The 16424-nt window shown below is 68.2% G+C and carries 11 protein-coding genes; 6 read left to right on the top strand and 5 right to left on the bottom strand.

Annotated features, from left to right (window positions below; genetic code table 11):
- Positions 1 to 26: 26 nt before the first annotated feature.
- The 3 genes from H6717_26025 to H6717_26015 all read left to right on the top strand — a co-directional run bounded on the left by H6717_26025 (position 27) and on the right by H6717_26015 (position 5927).
- On the top strand, positions 27 to 1715 hold the full coding sequence (locus H6717_26025; protein ID MCB9580515.1) for a M12 family metallopeptidase: 1689 nt from the start codon (positions 27 to 29) through the stop codon (positions 1713 to 1715).
- A gap of 133 nt (positions 1716 to 1848) precedes the next feature.
- A complete protein-coding gene (locus tag H6717_26020) occupies positions 1849 to 3951 on the top strand; it encodes an IPT/TIG domain-containing protein (protein MCB9580514.1) in 2103 nt (700 codons plus the stop codon).
- Positions 3951 to 5927 carry an IgGFc-binding protein gene (locus H6717_26015; GenBank protein ID MCB9580513.1) on the top strand — a complete coding sequence of 659 codons (1977 nt, stop codon included), beginning with the start codon at positions 3951 to 3953 and terminating at the stop codon, positions 5925 to 5927. Before H6717_26020 ends, H6717_26015 begins: the two co-directional genes overlap by 1 nt.
- Positions 5928 to 5946: 19 nt before the next feature.
- Here H6717_26015 and H6717_26010 read toward each other — a convergent pair whose 3' ends face one another.
- Both H6717_26010 and H6717_26005 read right to left on the bottom strand, forming a co-directional pair.
- Positions 5947 to 7734 (bottom strand): hypothetical protein, encoded by a 1788-nt coding sequence (locus H6717_26010; GenBank protein MCB9580512.1) that lies wholly within the window; start codon positions 7732 to 7734, stop codon positions 5947 to 5949.
- Positions 7722 to 8921 (bottom strand): hypothetical protein, encoded by a 1200-nt coding sequence (locus tag H6717_26005; GenBank protein ID MCB9580511.1) that lies wholly within the window; start codon positions 8919 to 8921, stop codon positions 7722 to 7724. The genes H6717_26010 and H6717_26005 overlap by 13 nt, the downstream gene beginning before the upstream one ends.
- Before the next feature lie 198 nt (positions 8922 to 9119).
- On the opposite strand from H6717_26005, the gene H6717_26000 reads away from it, so the two are divergent.
- Positions 9120 to 9539, top strand: coding sequence for a hypothetical protein (locus H6717_26000; GenBank protein ID MCB9580510.1), 420 nt, complete (start codon positions 9120 to 9122; stop codon positions 9537 to 9539).
- Complete coding sequence (gene cyaY / locus H6717_25995; protein ID MCB9580509.1) at positions 9536 to 9865, top strand: iron donor protein CyaY; 330 nt, start codon at positions 9536 to 9538, stop codon at positions 9863 to 9865. Before H6717_26000 ends, cyaY begins: the two co-directional genes overlap by 4 nt.
- On the opposite strand, the gene H6717_25990 is transcribed toward cyaY, so the two are convergent.
- Both H6717_25990 and H6717_25985 read right to left on the bottom strand, forming a co-directional pair.
- Positions 9841 to 11460 carry a hypothetical protein gene (locus H6717_25990; protein ID MCB9580508.1) on the bottom strand — a complete coding sequence of 540 codons (1620 nt, stop codon included), beginning with the start codon at positions 11458 to 11460 and terminating at the stop codon, positions 9841 to 9843. The genes cyaY and H6717_25990 overlap by 25 nt on opposite strands.
- A gap of 18 nt (positions 11461 to 11478) precedes the next feature.
- On the bottom strand, positions 11479 to 12342 hold the full coding sequence (locus tag H6717_25985; protein MCB9580507.1) for a hypothetical protein: 864 nt from the start codon (positions 12340 to 12342) through the stop codon (positions 11479 to 11481).
- Between the two features lie 160 nt (positions 12343 to 12502).
- On the opposite strand from H6717_25985, the gene H6717_25980 reads away from it, so the two are divergent.
- Entirely contained in the window at positions 12503 to 13675 is a 1173-nt protein-coding gene (locus tag H6717_25980; GenBank protein MCB9580506.1) for a class I SAM-dependent methyltransferase, read from the top strand.
- 92 nt (positions 13676 to 13767) lie between these two features.
- Here the strand turns inward: H6717_25980 and H6717_25975 are convergent, their stop codons facing one another.
- On the bottom strand, positions 13768 to 16407 hold the full coding sequence (locus tag H6717_25975) for a PQQ-like beta-propeller repeat protein (GenBank protein ID MCB9580505.1): 2640 nt from the start codon (positions 16405 to 16407) through the stop codon (positions 13768 to 13770).
- Between the last annotated feature and the right edge of the window lie 17 nt (positions 16408 to 16424).

The raw sequence follows: 16424 nt of genomic DNA, 5'->3' as shown, positions 1-16424 counted from the left end.
TCCGCGTAATATCCAGGAGACCAAAAATGAAGCCCCTCGCCCGCGGCGCTGCGCTGCTCACCCTGCCCCTCCTGTTCGCCGCTTGCACCATCAATACTGGCCAGACCAACCAGCGCGCACAGTACGCACCCACGGCGCCCCCTCCTGACAGTTCCCCACCTGGCCCCCGCTCCCCCCTCTCGGCCGAGGGCTATCAGCTCCAGGCCCCGCGCCAGGTGGTCACGGCGCCGCTGTTCCTGCCCGGCAGCGCGGTTCGCCAGCTGGTGAGCTACCAGGTGGTCAACGGTATGGCGGTGATGGAGGGCGACATCTTGCTGGGCCCCGCTCAGAACGTCGCCATGCTCTACGCCATGCCACGCACCTCCCCCTTCGGGGTGAAGGGTGCGGTCACCTTGAAGGACAGCTCCAGCCTGTGGCCCAAGGGGGACATCCCCTACGTGATCGACGCGAGCGTCTCGCAGTCCCAGTCGCAGAACATCGCCTGGGCCATCGGCCAGGTGAACGAGACCGAGCTCAACGTCCGCCCCCGTACCAGCGCGGACAAGGACTACGTGCTGTTCAAGGACTCCGGCAGCGACTGCAGCTCGTACATCGGTCGCATCGGCGGCGCCCAGCCGATCCAGGTCGCGGACTGCGGACGCGGCAGCATCATCCACGAGATGCTGCACGCCGCGGGCTTCTATCACGAGCAATCGCGCGGCGATCGCGACGACTTCATCACCATCGCGTGGGACGAGATCAGCCCGGCGTACAAGTCGAACTTCGAGAAGCGTGACGGCCGTGGTCAGGACATCGGCGCCTACGACTACTCCAGCATCATGCACTACTCGTCCAAGGCCTTCAGCAAGTCGGGCAAGGCCACGATCATCCCGAAGCAATCTGGCGCGACCATCGGTCAGCGCGACGGTCTCTCGAACGGCGACCGCGCCGCCATCAGCACGCTGTACGGCACCGGCACGCCCACCACCACCACGCCGCCCACGACGACCCCGCCGCCCACCACCACGCCACCCACGACCACCCCGCCGCCGACCACCACACCGCAGCCTTGGAACGGTTCCTTCGCTGGTGACTACACGTCGGACCGCGGCAACGTCAGCTGCAAGCAGAGCGGCGCCACGGTGAGCTGCCAGTACCCGGGCGGCATGTTGCTCTGCTCCGCCAACGGCACGAACCTCGACTGCGGTTGGAGCGGCGGCGGCCAAGGCCGCGCCCAGTTCGTGCGCCAAGACAGCGGCGTCCTCGCCGGCACCTGGGGCGACTTCTTCTCCTCCAACAGCCGCGGCAAGTGGGATCTGGTCCCCGCTGGGGCGCCAACCACGACGACGCCACCGCCCACGACCACCACCCCGCCCACGACCACGCCGCCCCCCACGACCACGCCGCCGCCGACCACCACGCCGCCACCAGCGACGGGCGCGGTCTCCCTCTCGGGCAACTACTCGAGCACCCGCGGCCCCATGGCCTGCACCGAGGCCGCCACCACCCTGACCTGCAACTTCACGCCGGCGCAGGGGGTGAGCGGACGGCTCGACTGCAACAAGGACGGCAGCGGCCTCAACTTCAACTGCAGCTGGAGCACGTTCTTCCCGCAGCCGGGGGCCGGCCGCGCGGTGCTCAGCCGCAAGAGCACGTCCGACAAGAACCTCACCGGCACCTGGGGCTACCTGTACTCGCCCACGGGTGGCGGGCAGTGGAACGCCTCGCCGCAATAGCGCGCGACGGCCGCTCCGTTCCGGGACTCGCGCCGGACCAACAATCCCTCGGCCCTGGGGCTGGTACAAAAGCCCCGGTTCGATGGGGCATCGAGTTGCACCCTGGGGGGCCTGGCCCTAGCCTTCACGGGCTGTGGGGCGCTCGAGCGACAACCTGATCCGCGTGGCGCTCCTGGCCCTGGCCGGCGGCGCGGTGCTGGCCCCGGGGTGCATCGCTCGGGACACCGGCAAGTTCGAGAAGCAGTACCTGGACGACGCCGGATCGCCACCGCCGAACCTGGTCGACTCCGGCGTGGGTTTCGGGGACGCCAAGGGCGACGTGCCGGTGAGCGATCCCCACGCGGTGCTGGGCGTGGAGCCACCTCACGGTCCCTGGAACGGCGGGCAGCTGGCGTTGGTGCGCGGCAACGGCTTTTCGAGCGACGTGCGTGTGTGGTTCGGGGACAAGGAGATCCCGCAAACGGACGTCGTCCCGGTCGATCCCAAGCGCGTGCAGGTGGTGGTGCCTCAGGGAGACGCGGGGGCCGTGGACGTGCGGGTGCGAAACGGCAACGACGGCTCCACCGAGCGGACGCTGACCGGCGGCTACACCTACGATGAGTTCTATGCCGAGCCGGCGAGCGGGCCGACCAGCGGGGGCACCATCATCACGCTCCACGGGCAGGCCACCCAGTGGACGGCGGGCACCGAGGTGTTCGTCGATCTGAAGCCCTGCGCCACCACCACCGTGCTCGGCCCCACGGAGATCGAGTGCACCACGCCGCCTGGCACCCCGGGCGTCAAGTCGTTGCGGGTGAAGACGCCGGATCTGGTGAACGTGGACGTGCTCGACGCCTTCACCTACGGCGACAGTGAGAACGGCTACAAGGGCGGCCTGAGCGGCCAGCCGTTGAAAGACCAGATCAAGGTCTTGGCGTTGGACTCCTACGAAGGCGCCGCCCTGGAAGGCGCAACGGTGATCGTGGGGGACGACCTTTCGACCGCCGCCGTGAAGAAGACGGACAGCGGCGGCGTCGCGGTGGTGCAGCAAAAAGGCCTCGGGCCGAAGCGCACGGTGACGGTGGCCATGAAGTGCTTCTCGCCCATCACCTTCGTGGACGTCCCGGTGGACACCGTCACCGCGTACCTCGATCCCGTGCTCAGCCCCAAGTGCGCGTCCGAAGGCGATCCACCGCCGGTGGGCGGCTCCGGGTCGCTCTCCGGGGCCGTCACCGGACAGCTCTTGTGGGACGGCAACAAGGAGTTCGAGCGCGCGGGCTGGACCAACGTCCCCGCCCCGCAGAGCGAAGACGAAAAGCGCGTGGCGTACGTGTTCCGCCTGGCCAGCGATCCCACCAACGAGTTCCAGCTGCCGAGCGCCGGCGCCGCCGTGACACCGGAGTCGACGGGCAACGTGGGCTTCGACTACCAGCTCACCGTCGGCGGCGGCAACGTCACGCTGTACGCGCTGGCCGGCCTCGAGAACCGCAAGCTGTCGCCCCCCAAGTTCATCGCCTACGCCATGGGCATCGCCAAAGGCGTGTCCTCCAAGCCCGGCCAAGTCACCAGCGACGTCTTCATCAAGGTCGACATTCCCCTCGATCACGCGGTGGCGCTCGACGTCACCGGTCCCACGCCCACGACCAAGGGCCCGGACCGCATCGTGGCGTCGACGGCGGTGCGCGTGGGCGAGCAGGGCTACGCCATCTTCCCGGTCGGCAAGCAAACGAAGCTCTTGCCCATCTCCGGGAACATCAACTTCATCGGCTTGCCGCCCCTCACGGAAGCGCTGAACGGCAGCCAGTACGTCGTCTCCGCCGAGGCCGTCACCGGCGTGGCGGAGAGCACGCCGCGGTCCGTCACCGCGGCGCTGGCCACCACGGTGTCCGGCCCCGCCATTCCCATTAGCGACTTCGTCGAGGTGCCCAAGCTCTTGATCCCCGCGGACAACGGCGCTTGGACGGGCACCGAGCTCGCCTGGGCCTGGCTCCCCGGCGGCGAGAGCGTGGACCTCTCCGTGCTCACGCTGTCCACCGGCGGCGGCCTCGTGAACTGGACCGTGGCGGCGCCCCCCGGCGTCACTCAAACCAAGCTTCCGGATCTGTCCCAGCTCGGCCTCGGCCTCAGCGGCCCCATCACCATCGGCGTGAGCGTGGCGCACATCGTGGACTTCGACTACGGCTCCCTGCGCTACCGCCAGCTGGGGGATCGCGGCTGGAACGCCTACGCCACCGACGTCTTCTACGCGCACCTCTGATGCAGAAGCTCTCGTCCGTCGCCCTGTTCGGCTTGGCGCTCGCCGCGAGCTGCAGCTTCGACCGTGGAGATCGCTGGCTGGTGCAGGAAGTGAAGCCGCCGCCGCCGCTGTGTACCGTCGGCGATCAGCGGTGCTCCGGCGGCCTGCAGGAATGCCAGAAGCTCGGCGGCAAGCTGACCTGGGTCACCCTGGACGACTGCAAGGCCCAGGGCCTGGTGTGCGTGCCGGGGCTGTTCCAGTGCAAGACCTGCGTGCCGAACGCCGGCTCCTGTGACGGCCAGACCACCCAGCAGTGCGACGCCAACGGTGACGTGATCACGCCCGGCAAGACCTGCGACCCGACGACGGGCAGCGCCTGCCGCTCGGGCAGCTGCATCGATCTGTGCAGCCAGGCGCTACAACAGCGCAGCAACGTGGGCTGCGAGTACTGGGCGGTGGATCTCGACAACGCCAACGTCAGCGCCTCGCTCAACGCGGCCGCGCAACAGTTTGCCGTGGTGGTGAGCAACCCGCAGCCGGACGTGACCGCCAAAGTGAGCATCGAGCAGGACGACTCGTTGCCGGGGGACGCAAACGCTCCCTTCGAGGTCGCCAACGCGAGCATCCCGCCGCTGTCCCTGCGCGTGTTCAAGCTCGGCCCCCGCGAGGTCGATGGCTCTCCGGAGGGCAGCTACGACCATGGCACCCACACCGCCCTCACGCGCCACGCCTACCGGCTGACCAGCGATTTTCCCGTCGTGGCCTACCAGTTCAATCCTTTGGAGAACGTGAACGTGTTCTCCAACGACGCCTCCCTGCTCAAGCCCGTGGAGGCCCTGGGCGGCGCCTCGGGAGCGGTGGTTCCGTCCTACGTGGTGCTCGGCTGGCCGCAGACCATCGCCAGCACCGACGACCCCAAGACCAACTTCAACCCCAACGACCCCACGGATCTGCGCGCCTTCCTCACCATCGTGGGCACCCGGCCGAACACCACCGTGCGCGTCAAGAGCAGCACGGGCATCATCGCCGGCGGGCCGGTGCAGACCACGCTCCCAGGGGGCGACGTAGAAGTGAGCCTGGGTCCCTTCGACGTGCTGAACCTGGAGACGGACGACTTCAACGCGGACTTCACGGGCTCTCTGGTGAGCGCGGATCAACCCGTCGTGGTGTTCAGCGGCAGCGAGGCCAGCGACGCGCCGTTCTTCTCGGAGCTGTCGCTGCGGCGCTGCTGTGCGGATCACCTGGAAGAGCAGCTGGATCCGCTGCGCACGGCGGGCAAGCGCTTCGTGGCTTCGGTGTCCGCCAATCGCACGCGCGCCGTCCAAGCCGCCGGCGCCACCATCGGCGTCATCGATCAGCCGGAATACTTCCGCGTGATCGCCGCCACGGAGGCCGGCGCACGGATCACCACCACGCTGCCGGGCAAGGACGGAAACATCGTTCTCAGTGGGCGCGGAGACTTCGCCAACATCACCAGCATCCACGACTTCATGCTCGAGAGCGACGCCCCGATCATGCTGTCCAGCGTGTCGCCGAGTCAGGAAGCCGCCGGCATTCCCCGCGGGTTGCCGGGCGGGGATCCGAGTCTGCTCATCATTCCGCCCATCGAGCAGTTCCGCTCCTCGTACGTGTTCCTCACGCCGGACAAGTACAGCTTCGACTTCATCCGCATCGTCTCTCCGCCGGGGGCCACCATCGTGCTCGACGGCCAGGACATCTCCACGCTCGATTCCTGCGTGAGCGCGCCGGGCGACGGCCTCACCGAAGCCGAGCGCGGCAGCGCCGTGCCGCCCTTCATCGTGCATCGCTGTCAGCTGTCGTTCCCCGTCATCGACCCCGACAAGACCGACGACAACCTGTCCCCCGGCTTCCAAGACGACGGCGTGCACCGCATCGACTCCGACGCCAAGATCGGCGTGCTGGTCGACGGCTTCGACGCCTACGTGAGCTACGCCTACGCCGCCGGCACCGAGCTCACTCAGATCGTTCCAGAATGATGCTGTCGGTCCGCCGCGGTCACGGCGCGTAGAGCGGCCACGCGCTGAGCAGCGGAACCGGCGCGCTCGGGCCGCTCTGCCGCAGCGCGCGCTCGCACTCCGACACCGACAGCCGGCGCGGTCCGAAGATCGTCGGATCCGCGGCGTCAGCGTCCATCAACGACGACGGGCTGTCGACGCCGTAGTCGTCGGGGTGCCCCGGCATATCGAGCAAGATGTGCCCGATTTCGTGGGCCAGGGCGAAGGAGCGCGCGCCGGCGCGGATGCCGGCGCGATCGATGATCACGGCGTTGCGAACGCTGCCGCCGTCCGCGTAGATGAACGACTCGCCGATACGCCCGGTGCGGGAGAAGCTCGGGATCACGAGCACCTCGATGGTCGTCGGATCGCCATCGTCGAAGGCCTTGATCAGGCTGCGTTCCTCCACCGTCCCCGCCACCGCGTCGAAGTCGGTGAAGTGCGTCAGGCCGTCGGAGAGATCCACCTCGCCGAGGCACACGTCGAGGGTCGGATCGTCGCTCAGGTCGGCACCCGCGGAGATCGTCGCCCAGCGACCATCGGCGTGGCGCACCAACACGTCCGCCGTGCGCAGCGCTCCCGGCGCGATGCGCGCGTTCGCGCTCACCGCCACGGTAAAGCCCGCGCGGCGCACGGCGGCCGCCACGCTGTCGGCCACCTGCGTGGGCGTCTGCCCCGCCTTCGTCTTCACCTCCAGACGTTTCTTGTCGACGGAGAAGCGCAGCCGCCCGCCGCTGGCCGGCAGTCCGAGATCGCAGCCCACGGCCAACAGGTAGGGCGGCGGTGGGTCCACGACCTGCACGTCGAGATCCTTCGCGGCGCCGAAGTGCACGCCGCACTGGCCCCACAAGCCGCTCGTGGTGCGGATCTCGTCCTTGCCCAGCTCCACCGCCGCGCTGTCCGTCCCACCGATGGGCGGCGAGCCGCCCGGGGACAGCCGCACGAGGCGCATCCTGAGCCGCCCGCGGTAACGACCAATGGGCCCGAGCGCGCTGTGGCGCGGTCCGCCCACCCGCAGGCCCTGGCCGGCACCGTCGCCCAGGGACACCACGATGCGTCCGCCCACTTCCGCCCTCAGCGAGCGGGCGGCGGAGTCCGGATGGCTGCGGTCGATGATGTCCCCCGTGGCTCGGATCGGCGGCGTGGCGCGACACTCGAGACCCGCCGCCACGAAGCTCGGGCACTTCGCCGGCGCCAGGGCGACCTCTCCGAGCTGGTCGAGGGGCTCGCCCTCCACGGTGGTCGATGCGATCTCGATGCGCTCGGGAACGGCGCCCTCGGGCCCCGCCACTACCCAGCTCAGGGCGTCGTCGTCGGGGACGTCCTGCGCTTTGAGCGCGATCGCCGCGGGCAGGCTGCGGCTGATGGACGCATGCGACGTCGCGAAATCGACGCGGCGTCCCTGCCCGTCCACGGCGGCGACCTCGAGCACCGTCGCGCTCACCCGCGCGCTGCCCACACTGAGCTCGGCGCGCCCCGCGTGCACGCCCTGAAGCCCGAAGGCGCGGACGGCCCTGCCCTTCACCGCGGACAGCGCCACGGGCCGCGAGCCCAGCACCACCCGCAGCGCGTCGCCCTTCACGGCCGTCACGCGTTTTCCGCCCCCGTCGAGCCACAGCGCGTCAGTTGCCGTCGCCTCGCGCGCGTCGGAAATGCCGTTCGCGTCGGAGTCGTCCTGGTCCGCCAGCAGCGTGAGCGTCACGTCCCCCTCCAGGGGCCGAGGCTTCGCGCTCGCGCCGGTGGCGACGAACGCGGCCAGCACGAACGCGCTGCGGGCTACTCGGGCCATCCGAGCTGGATGCGTCGAAAGCGCTGCTCACTGATCAGCGCGTCGTCATCCGCCGCAGCCTCGAGCAAGGCGCCCCAGGCCGCGGTGCAGAGTTGCTTGCTCTCGCACAGCTCCGGCGCGAGGGAGCGCGCCAGCTCTCGTCGCCCGGCGTCGTAAAGGCCCGCCGCGGCCAACCCCCGAAGGGCCTCGCGCCGGCGATTCTTGGCCGCCAGCGTGAGCCCGTTCTCCAGATCTTCGCGATCGTACGAGCGCAGCAAGTACGCCGCCGAACGGACCGCCGTCTCGTTCGCCAAGGACGAGCCCTTCACCAGCCCCTCGAGCATGGCGCGCGCCGCGGGGGCGCCGGCCGAGCCCAAGCGATGCAGGAACGTCATGTCGCGATCCGAGCTCGGCCGATCACTGAGCCGCGCGACGAGCTCGACGGTGGGACGCACGTCCGGTGGTGGGTTCGCCTCGGTGAGGGCCCACGCCACCATCGCCCACGCCGCTCGGGCGCTGCCGGGTCCTTCACTGGCGCGCTCCTCGGCTTCCGAGAGCGGCTTCGGATCCCCCGCCCGGGAGGCGATGGCGCCCAGCACCAGCCAGCGGCCCAGGTGTCGCTCGGCGTCCCGCAGCACCGCCAAGGCGGGCGCGATGGCCAAGGGCAGCGCGTCCTCCCACAACAAGGGCACGAACATCTCGGCGCACAGGGCGATGCGATGGCTCTCCTTGATCTTGGGCGCCACGGAGGCGATGTGCGCCCCGTTGGATTCCCCCCGCGCCACCCGGGCAACCTCGGCGGCGAAGGCGAGGTGCGGATGGCGATTGGTCGCCACCCGCGCCAGAGCCTCGCTCAGGCCTTCGTCCGGAACGAAGCACGCCGCCGACAGCGTCGCGAGCCCGCCCGCCTCGTCCGTGGCCAGCGCCTGCTTCAGCAGAGGGACGGCGCGGCGTGGCTCCGTCTGGGCCAACCCCCGCATGCAGCCGGCGTACAGCGGACGCCCGAAGGAGCCTCGCTTCACCAGCGTCGAGAGCCCCTCGTCCACCACCTGCCGGAGGTCCGAGGACAGGGGCAGGAGGCAGCGAACCGCGCCGGCGCACTTGCCCTCGTGGGCCGGCTTGCGGCGCAGCGCCTGGGCGAGATCGCCCTTCAGCCGGTCTACCAGTCCAGACCGCAGTTGATCCCCCCGAACCGCCCTCGTCGCCATCAGGCCAGATCTGTAAGGGTACCACTCTTTCTGCCAGGCCCTCACCCAAATGGCGATTTCTCGGGTTTGCATCGCAAAAAAATGGGCGTAAGCCCGGCCAAGGGCCCGGCGTTTGATGAGTTGACCCGTGCCTTTCGTCCAAGTACTAAACCCGTGATCTCGCGCTAGCGACACTTACAAGGATCCAGGAGCATACCCATGCGGAGAGCATTCTTTGCACTCATCGTCTCGGCCGTAGTGCCCGCCCTCGTGGCCACGGCGTGCAAGAAGAAGGAGGAGGAAGCTCCGCCCCAGCAAGGTGGCTACGGCCAGCCCGCGTACGGCCAGCCGGGTTACACCGACCCGAACTACGGCGCGCAGCCGGGCTACGGCACGCAGCCGGGCTACGGAACGCAGCCGGGTTACGGCACCCAGCCCACCGCGACGGCCACCGGCGAGATGAGCACCCCGGCGCCGATGGCATTCCCCTGCCAGACGGACGCGCAGTGCCTCACTCATCGCTGCAACACGGCGGTCGGCAAGTGCGCGTGGCCGTGCCAGACGAACAACGACTGCGCGCCCGGCAACACCTGCATGCCGCCGGCCTGCGTGCCCGCCATGGGCGCGCCGACGCAGTGATCAGCGAAGAAGAATACGCACAACGCGCTGGGGTCGAGCTCCGCGCTCTGGTCGACGCTCTCGACGCGGTCGAGGACGACGAGGTGGAGGCGGAGCTCGCCAGCGACATCCTCACCGTGGAGTTTTCCGACGACAGCAAGTACGTCGTGAACTCCCACAGTGCGGCCCGACAAATCTGGATGGCCGCCGAGCGCAACGCGTGGCACTTCGACTGGGTGCCCGAAAAGAGCGCGTGGATCGCCGCGAAAACCGGGGACGAGCTATGGGACACGCTCGCCCGCGTGCTCGGCGAAAAGCTCGGTCACGCCGTGCGCTTGCGGCGCTGACGTAGCGCCCACAAGAGCGCCAGCGCTGCCGCCCACAGTCCCTCCGCGTTCGACCTGGGCACGGCGCGACAGCCGCAGCCGCCGTCGTCTCCGCCGCCGCTCGGGCTCTTGCCCGCGGCGCCCGCGTTCCCTGCCGCGCCACCCGCCGCGCCGGAGCCCGCCGCGCCGCCGCCACTGCCGCCGCCGGCCGGCGCTCCACCACTCGCCCCACCGCCCGTCCCTGCGCCGCCGCCACTGCCGCCACTGCTGCTGCCGTCCAGCGGCTTCTTGGCGTCGGAGAGCGGCCAACCCGGGTTCGTCCCCTCGCCTTCGTAAGCACCTCGATAGGCGAAGGTCTTCTGCGTTCCGTTGAAGTCGCGGTCGTAATCCTGGTCGCCGCTCACGGCCGACAGATCGACGGTCGAGCCGGACAGCGCGCTGCCGCTCTTCGGGTAGAAGTCCATGGTGCCGAGCAGCTTGCTCGGCATCACCACGTAGTTGCCCGCGTTTGCCACGGAATCCGTGACGTTGTCGGCCTGGTTCGGCATCGTGCCGCTCAGCGGGGTCGGCGAAAAGATCGCGTTGCCCGCGACCAGACTCTGGCCGCTCGGCGCGGACGAAAACGCGATGCCCGTGGCGGTGTCGTAGATCGTGTTGTCGTACACGAAGGCGTCGATCACGCTCTTGCCCGAGTGGTTGGTGAGCCGCACTGCCGGATTCAGCGAATCGACGAACACGTTGTCGTGAATGTGCAGCCGGCCGTTGCCCTGAAACAGCGCGTCGTCGTCGTTGTGGACGAACAGGTTCCCGTAGATTTCGACCTGGTCTTGGCTGCCCGGGCCGCTGTCCGGCGGGCCGTCCACCAACACGTTCGGCCGCGCTCCGTCGGGGCTCGGGTTATTGCTCTTCAAGAACACGTTGTGGCGAATGACGGTCACCCGCGGATCCGTCGGCACGCTGGGCACGTCCGCTTGACCGCGATCGAGCTGGTGCTTGATCTGCATGTTGTAGCCCAGCGTGTCGCGAAACAGGTTGCCCTCGATCAGCCCGCCGATGAACGCGCGGGTGCCGTCGGAGTTGCCGAAGTAGGCCCCCGTGCCGGCGCCGTCGATCACGTTGCCGCGCACGATCCAGTCCCAGGCCACGATCTTGGTGCTGATGCCCACCGTCTGCTGGCTGGTGCCGCCGCCGTCGTGCCCGGTAATCGTGCAGTTCTGAATCGTGATGTGATGAGCGAAGCTCGACGCGGGTCCGCCGGCCTTGATGGCGTCGATGCCCGCGATGTCCTGACCGTCCAGCGTGAGGTTTTCGATCACGAGGTAGCTCGCGTCGCGGATGTCGATGGTGTTCTTGCCGCTCTTGCCCAAGAACACCGCCGGCGCGCCGCTGGCAGGACCGGAGATCACGATCGGGTTCTGCGCATCGCCGGAGAGGTCGAACAGGTTCAGTCCTTCGCTGTAGTCGCCCGCCGCGAGCTTCAGGGTGTCGCCGGGCGACAGCGTCGCGACGAGCCCCTGGTACGTGGAGGGATCCGCCGGGACGTCCGCCGCGCGGGCGCTCAACGGGAGCGAGCTCAGAATCAGTGCCGTGATCGAAGCGAGTCGTGACCGCGCCATACCGACATCATAAACCCCTCACTCGGGACGGCGCCGCAAGCGAAGCGCGAAGTACAGAACGGCCAGCGCCCCCGCGATGATCAACACCGTCAAACCGCGCTTTTCCGGCTGTGGCATGCCCCTCTCGGGCGGCGGTCCGGGGCGCACGGCGTCGCTCGAAGCGGCCGGCGCCGCCGAGGGCTCGGGAGGCAACATCACGTTGGGCTGGCTGGGCTCGGGCCGCGTGGTGCCGGAGTACATCACCGTCTCGTCCGGTTGGTCGTCGAAGCCGTAGGTGATCTTCACCGGCACCACTTCGATCTCCGTGGGCGTCACCTTCGTGATGCGCAGCACGTCGTGCGCCTTGCGCAGCGGGGAAGGATCCGTCACCCAACCGATGGCTTTGAAGCGATACTTGGAGCGGCGCACTTTCTCGTTCTTCTCGAAGAACGGGATGCGCTCGATCCAGGACATGGAGTCGAGCTTGTCCGACGCCCAGAACTTGTCGCCCTTCTTCAGGGACAAGGTCCAGTCGTCTTCCTCGCTCACGTGCTCCTTCACCGGAAAGGCGCGAGCGTCCAGGCCGTACAGGCTGGCGCGCCCACCACAGAACTTGCCGACCTCGTAGCTGCCCTCGGGGCGGACTATCTCGTAGTCCATGTCGTGTATCCGGCCCTCCAGCTGAGGGTTCAGATCCAGATCCATGTCGCCCAGGGGATGTCCGTCGGGGCCGCACGATCGCGGCCATGCCACCAGCGTGAGCTCCGGATGCTCGGCGAGGTTCTCGACGGAGTAGCTGTAGTCGACCAGGTGCGCGTTGCCGCCCGCCACGTCGGCTCCCGCCGGCGTAGCGAAAAGCAGCAAAAGCCCCGCCAGAGCGAGACTCGAGAGCCAACGAGCCACGGCCGCCATCCTACGAGAAAGCCCCGAACCTGTTGGGATTTTCCAGTGCAAACTGCGTTTCGCAGCGGCATTTCGTTGAGTCGGCTGTCCGATCGTGCTCGGGTGCGCCCCGAATACGGGCCGGCCCCCTGGCCCGACAGACGAAACGAGAGAAGCCCGAATGTCCCGACTCACTGACCACGTCGTTTTCAACGACAAGAAGCTCGCCCAGCGCTACGCCCACAAGCGAATCCCGATGGCCACCCTGTACGAGGCGTACTTCGATGGTGACATCGACATCCCGGGGGACATCTTCGCGTTTTTGCGGAATCGCAATCTGTTCGTCAAATACTCGCTCACGCCGATGCATTTGAAGTGGGCGGTCACCAACTTCGTGCCCGAGGTGGCGATCCACTCCAAGGCCCAGGACGAGCGCATCGTTCGCGAGCACTACGATCGCGGCAACGACTTCTTCGGCTGGTTCCTCGGCGAGCGCATGGTCTACACCTCCGGTTTCTTCGAGAACCCGGGGCAGAGCCTGGAAGAGGCTCAAGACAACAAGATGAACCTGGTGTGCCAGAAGCTGCAGCTCCAGCCCGGCGAGCGCCTGCTCGACATCGGCTGCGGCTGGGGCACTTTGACCCGCCACGCCGCCAAGTACTTCGGTGCGGACGCCACCGGCGTGACCATCGCGGAGCGCCAGACCGAGTTCGGCAACAAGCGCATCGCCGACTGGAACCTGAGCGATCGCGCCCGCATCCTGTGCAAGGACTACCGCGACATCCCGTCCCAGAGCTTCGACAAGATCTCCAGCCTCGAGATGGTCGAGCACGTGGGCGTGAAGAACCTGGACGGCTTCTACGAGCAGGTCCGCGACCTGCTCACGGACGACGGCCTGTTCCTCCTGCAGTGGACCGGCCTGCGCCGCGGCCTGCGCCCGGAGGATCTGATCTGGGGCTTGTTCATGAACAAGTACATCTTCCCCGGCGCCGACGCGAGCCTGTGCCCCGCCCCCATGCTCAAGAGCATGGAGAAGGCCGGCTTCGAGATGCACAGCACCGAGAACATCAGCGCCCACTACGGCATGACCATCAAGAAGTGGCACGACAACTGGCTCAGCAACAAGGACGCGGTGGTCGCGGCCTACGGCGAGCGCTGGTACCGCATCTGGAACTTCTTCCTGGCGTGGAGCGTGATCATCGCCGAGCAGGGCAACGCCGCCTGCTTCCAGGTGGTGCTGCACAAGAACCTGGACGGCTACGACCGCATGCGCTGGATCCAGAAGAAGGCCACCATCCTCGGGGATCGCCTGGGCAGCGGCGCCCTCGAGTCCCCCACCCCGCCCATGAACTGAGGCGCATCCGCCCCGTCGAAAGGCGTCGCTCCCCTCGGGGACGGCGCCTTTCGCGTTTTGTGCATCTGGATGTCGGTCCGGCGCGATCCCCGTCACTCGGAGACTACGGCACTGCTCACGCCAACCGCCGTCGCAGTCACGTCCATGTCTCGGAGCTCCGCGGGCAGCGTCGGGGCCTGCGTGGATCGAGGCTGCTGACTGGCGTCGAAGCTCGCCGGGGCGGCCGTCAGATCCGCGACCTCGCCGCCAGATGATGGCTCGAACGCCACGACGCCGTCCTGCGCGCGAAGCTTGGCCGCCAAGACGCCGCGCTCTGCCAGTGAGTCCGTGTACGCCGTGAGCAGCACTCCTCCGTCCCGCGTCAGCGTGAGGGACGGGTGGGTATCGGAGTCGTAGGCGCCGCCCGCGGCGACGCCGGTGCCACCGTAGCGACGCATCCAGCTGGTGTGACCGTTGCCGTCGAGGCTCGCCAGCATGACGTCCTGACGCCCCTGTGCGCCGGTGTAGTCTCCGGCAACGAGGTATCCCGTGGAGGGCAGCGCCACGATCGACGTGATGGCCGGCCCCACGACGAAGCTCTGCACGCCTTCTGCGGTGAGCCACGCGAGCTTCCCCTCTGGCGTCAGCTTCACCACGAGCCCGCGTCGCGGGGCGGTCTCCACGGCTCCCCCCAGGACCATGTCGCCCTTGGCGGTCGTAGCTCCGGCGGTAAAGAATGCCCGTTGCGGTCCGCTGGCATCGGAGATCGTCAACTCCGTCGCCCACTTCAAGGTGCCGTCCGGCGTGACTCGCAGGGCGAACGGGATGAAGTCACCGTTAGCAAGGTGCGTCGAGCCGGCGACGATGGTGTCTTCGCCCGATGCAAAGGCGGTCCACGCCACCTCGCCCTGGCCTGACTTCCCCCAACGCTTCGACCACAGCACCTCACCCGACGCGCTTACCGCCACGAGCCACACGTCGCCATCCAACTTGGAGAGCTCGTTCGGAGCCCGGTTGCCCACCAGCAGCACGCCACCGTCCGCCCGAGCCACGGCGGCGGTGAAGCGCAGCCACTGACTCTGGAAGGGCGCCTCGAAGCGCTTCGCCCACTGCAACGTTCCATCTGCTGAGACGCTCAAGAGCGACCACGGGTACGCCACTACGAACATTCCAGCGTCGCCTCGCGGCACGACTCTGCTGGGCAGCAGGGGGTGCTCCGCACCGTCCGGGAACGGATCCGCCGAGCGAAAGCTGCGCGCCCAAACCGGCGCGCCATCGGGATCCAACTTGCTGAGCACCTCGCTCGCCGAACCGGCCACCATGAAGCGACCGTCGATCGTCCCCGTGCTCTCGATCCAGGACGGCCCAGCGCCGGTAGCTTCCGCCGGGTGAGACGCGGACATGTCCGAGTAGCTTCGAACCCAAGGTGCAACGCTCGGATGCGCAAAGGCATCCTCCGACGGCACTCCCGCCGTCGGCGTCATGGTCTGCTCAGCGCCCAGCGGCTCACATTCTCCCGACGCGACGATCTCGTCCACGACGGTGAACTCCTTGCCCGCGCTCGCGATGTTCACCTCGCCCAGCTTGGGGAAATGCACGCTGGCGTCGAAGCCGACTTCTCCGGAGACTCCACCGTGCACCGTCCAACATGTTGCCGACGTCTGATCGGCCTTCAGCTCGCTGAACACGCGGAGGCCGGCATACGGCCCCATCAAGCCGAACGCGCGGGCCGTGAGCCGAGGGCCGATGGCGATTCGGGCGTCGGCGCCGAGCTTGGCGTTCACCTTCGGCGCAGCGAAGTCGAAGCTGCCCTGCGGTGGCGTGAAGGTGGCGCCTTCTGCCGTGGAGTACGCCACGGCGGATTGCACACTGGCAGCGGATCTGCCGTGAAACTCGAACGCGCTCGATGCACTACCGTCAATCTCAGCACGGACCTCGAGCTCCGGAACCACCAGCACCGGACCCACCATGAACGGCATCAAATCCTCGGACAGCACTTCGTGCTCGGTGGCGTAGCTCAGGAACGCCGAACCCTTCAGCGACAGGTCCGCCTCCGCTCCCGCGTCCAGCTTCATACCGGCCTGCACCGGCGGCAACAGCGACTGGACTGAGCAATCCCCTCCGCCAAACAGCTCGTGCAAGCAGTCGTACACGGCCTTCGGCAAGTTCATGACCTCGCCCCAGTCCGTGTCGACGTTGAACTCGTAGAAGAGCGAGCCGCTGAGCGTGCCGTTCACCCGGACCTGGTCGTCCTCCGTGTCGGGATTGCCATCTCCGTTGAACGCAAACACGTCCAGGTAGTCCGTATCTTGGTCGCCTGCGCTGGCCAGCGGCTGGCTGTGCGGTGTGTTCGCCCTCAGCCGGGACACCTGGCGTCGCTTCGTTCGCAGGTGGAGCTTCCGAAAGGCCACCTGCAGCGGCACGTCCTCCGTGTCCAGCACCAGGGCTTCGCTGCTGGCTTCGACGTTCGTCACCATGCGACACAGCCCGCGGGGCGCCGCAGCGGCTTGCCCTCCGACGAGCACGGTGTCGACGTCGATGTTCGCCAACTGGGGCGGCGTTCCCGAGAACGTGAGCCGGCCCGCGTGGTCCGAGACCAGGGCATCGAGGGTTGCCTGCGACAAGATGGTGGTGGTCTCGAAGGCAACGGCCTCCACCTCGTCCGTTTCGGGGTGCGGCGCTTCGGCGCCACCGCAACCCAGGTTCCAAAGGACCAGAACCGAACATAACAGCAGTACGCGAGGGACGAGCATTGCCGCCCCTCGGCCCC

Source organism: Polyangiaceae bacterium, assembly GCA_020633235.1.
GTDB lineage: Bacteria > Myxococcota_A > Polyangia > Polyangiales > Polyangiaceae > JACKEA01.
The sequence above is the reverse complement of the archived record's forward strand: the minus strand, read 5'-3'. Positions and strand labels throughout refer to the sequence as shown.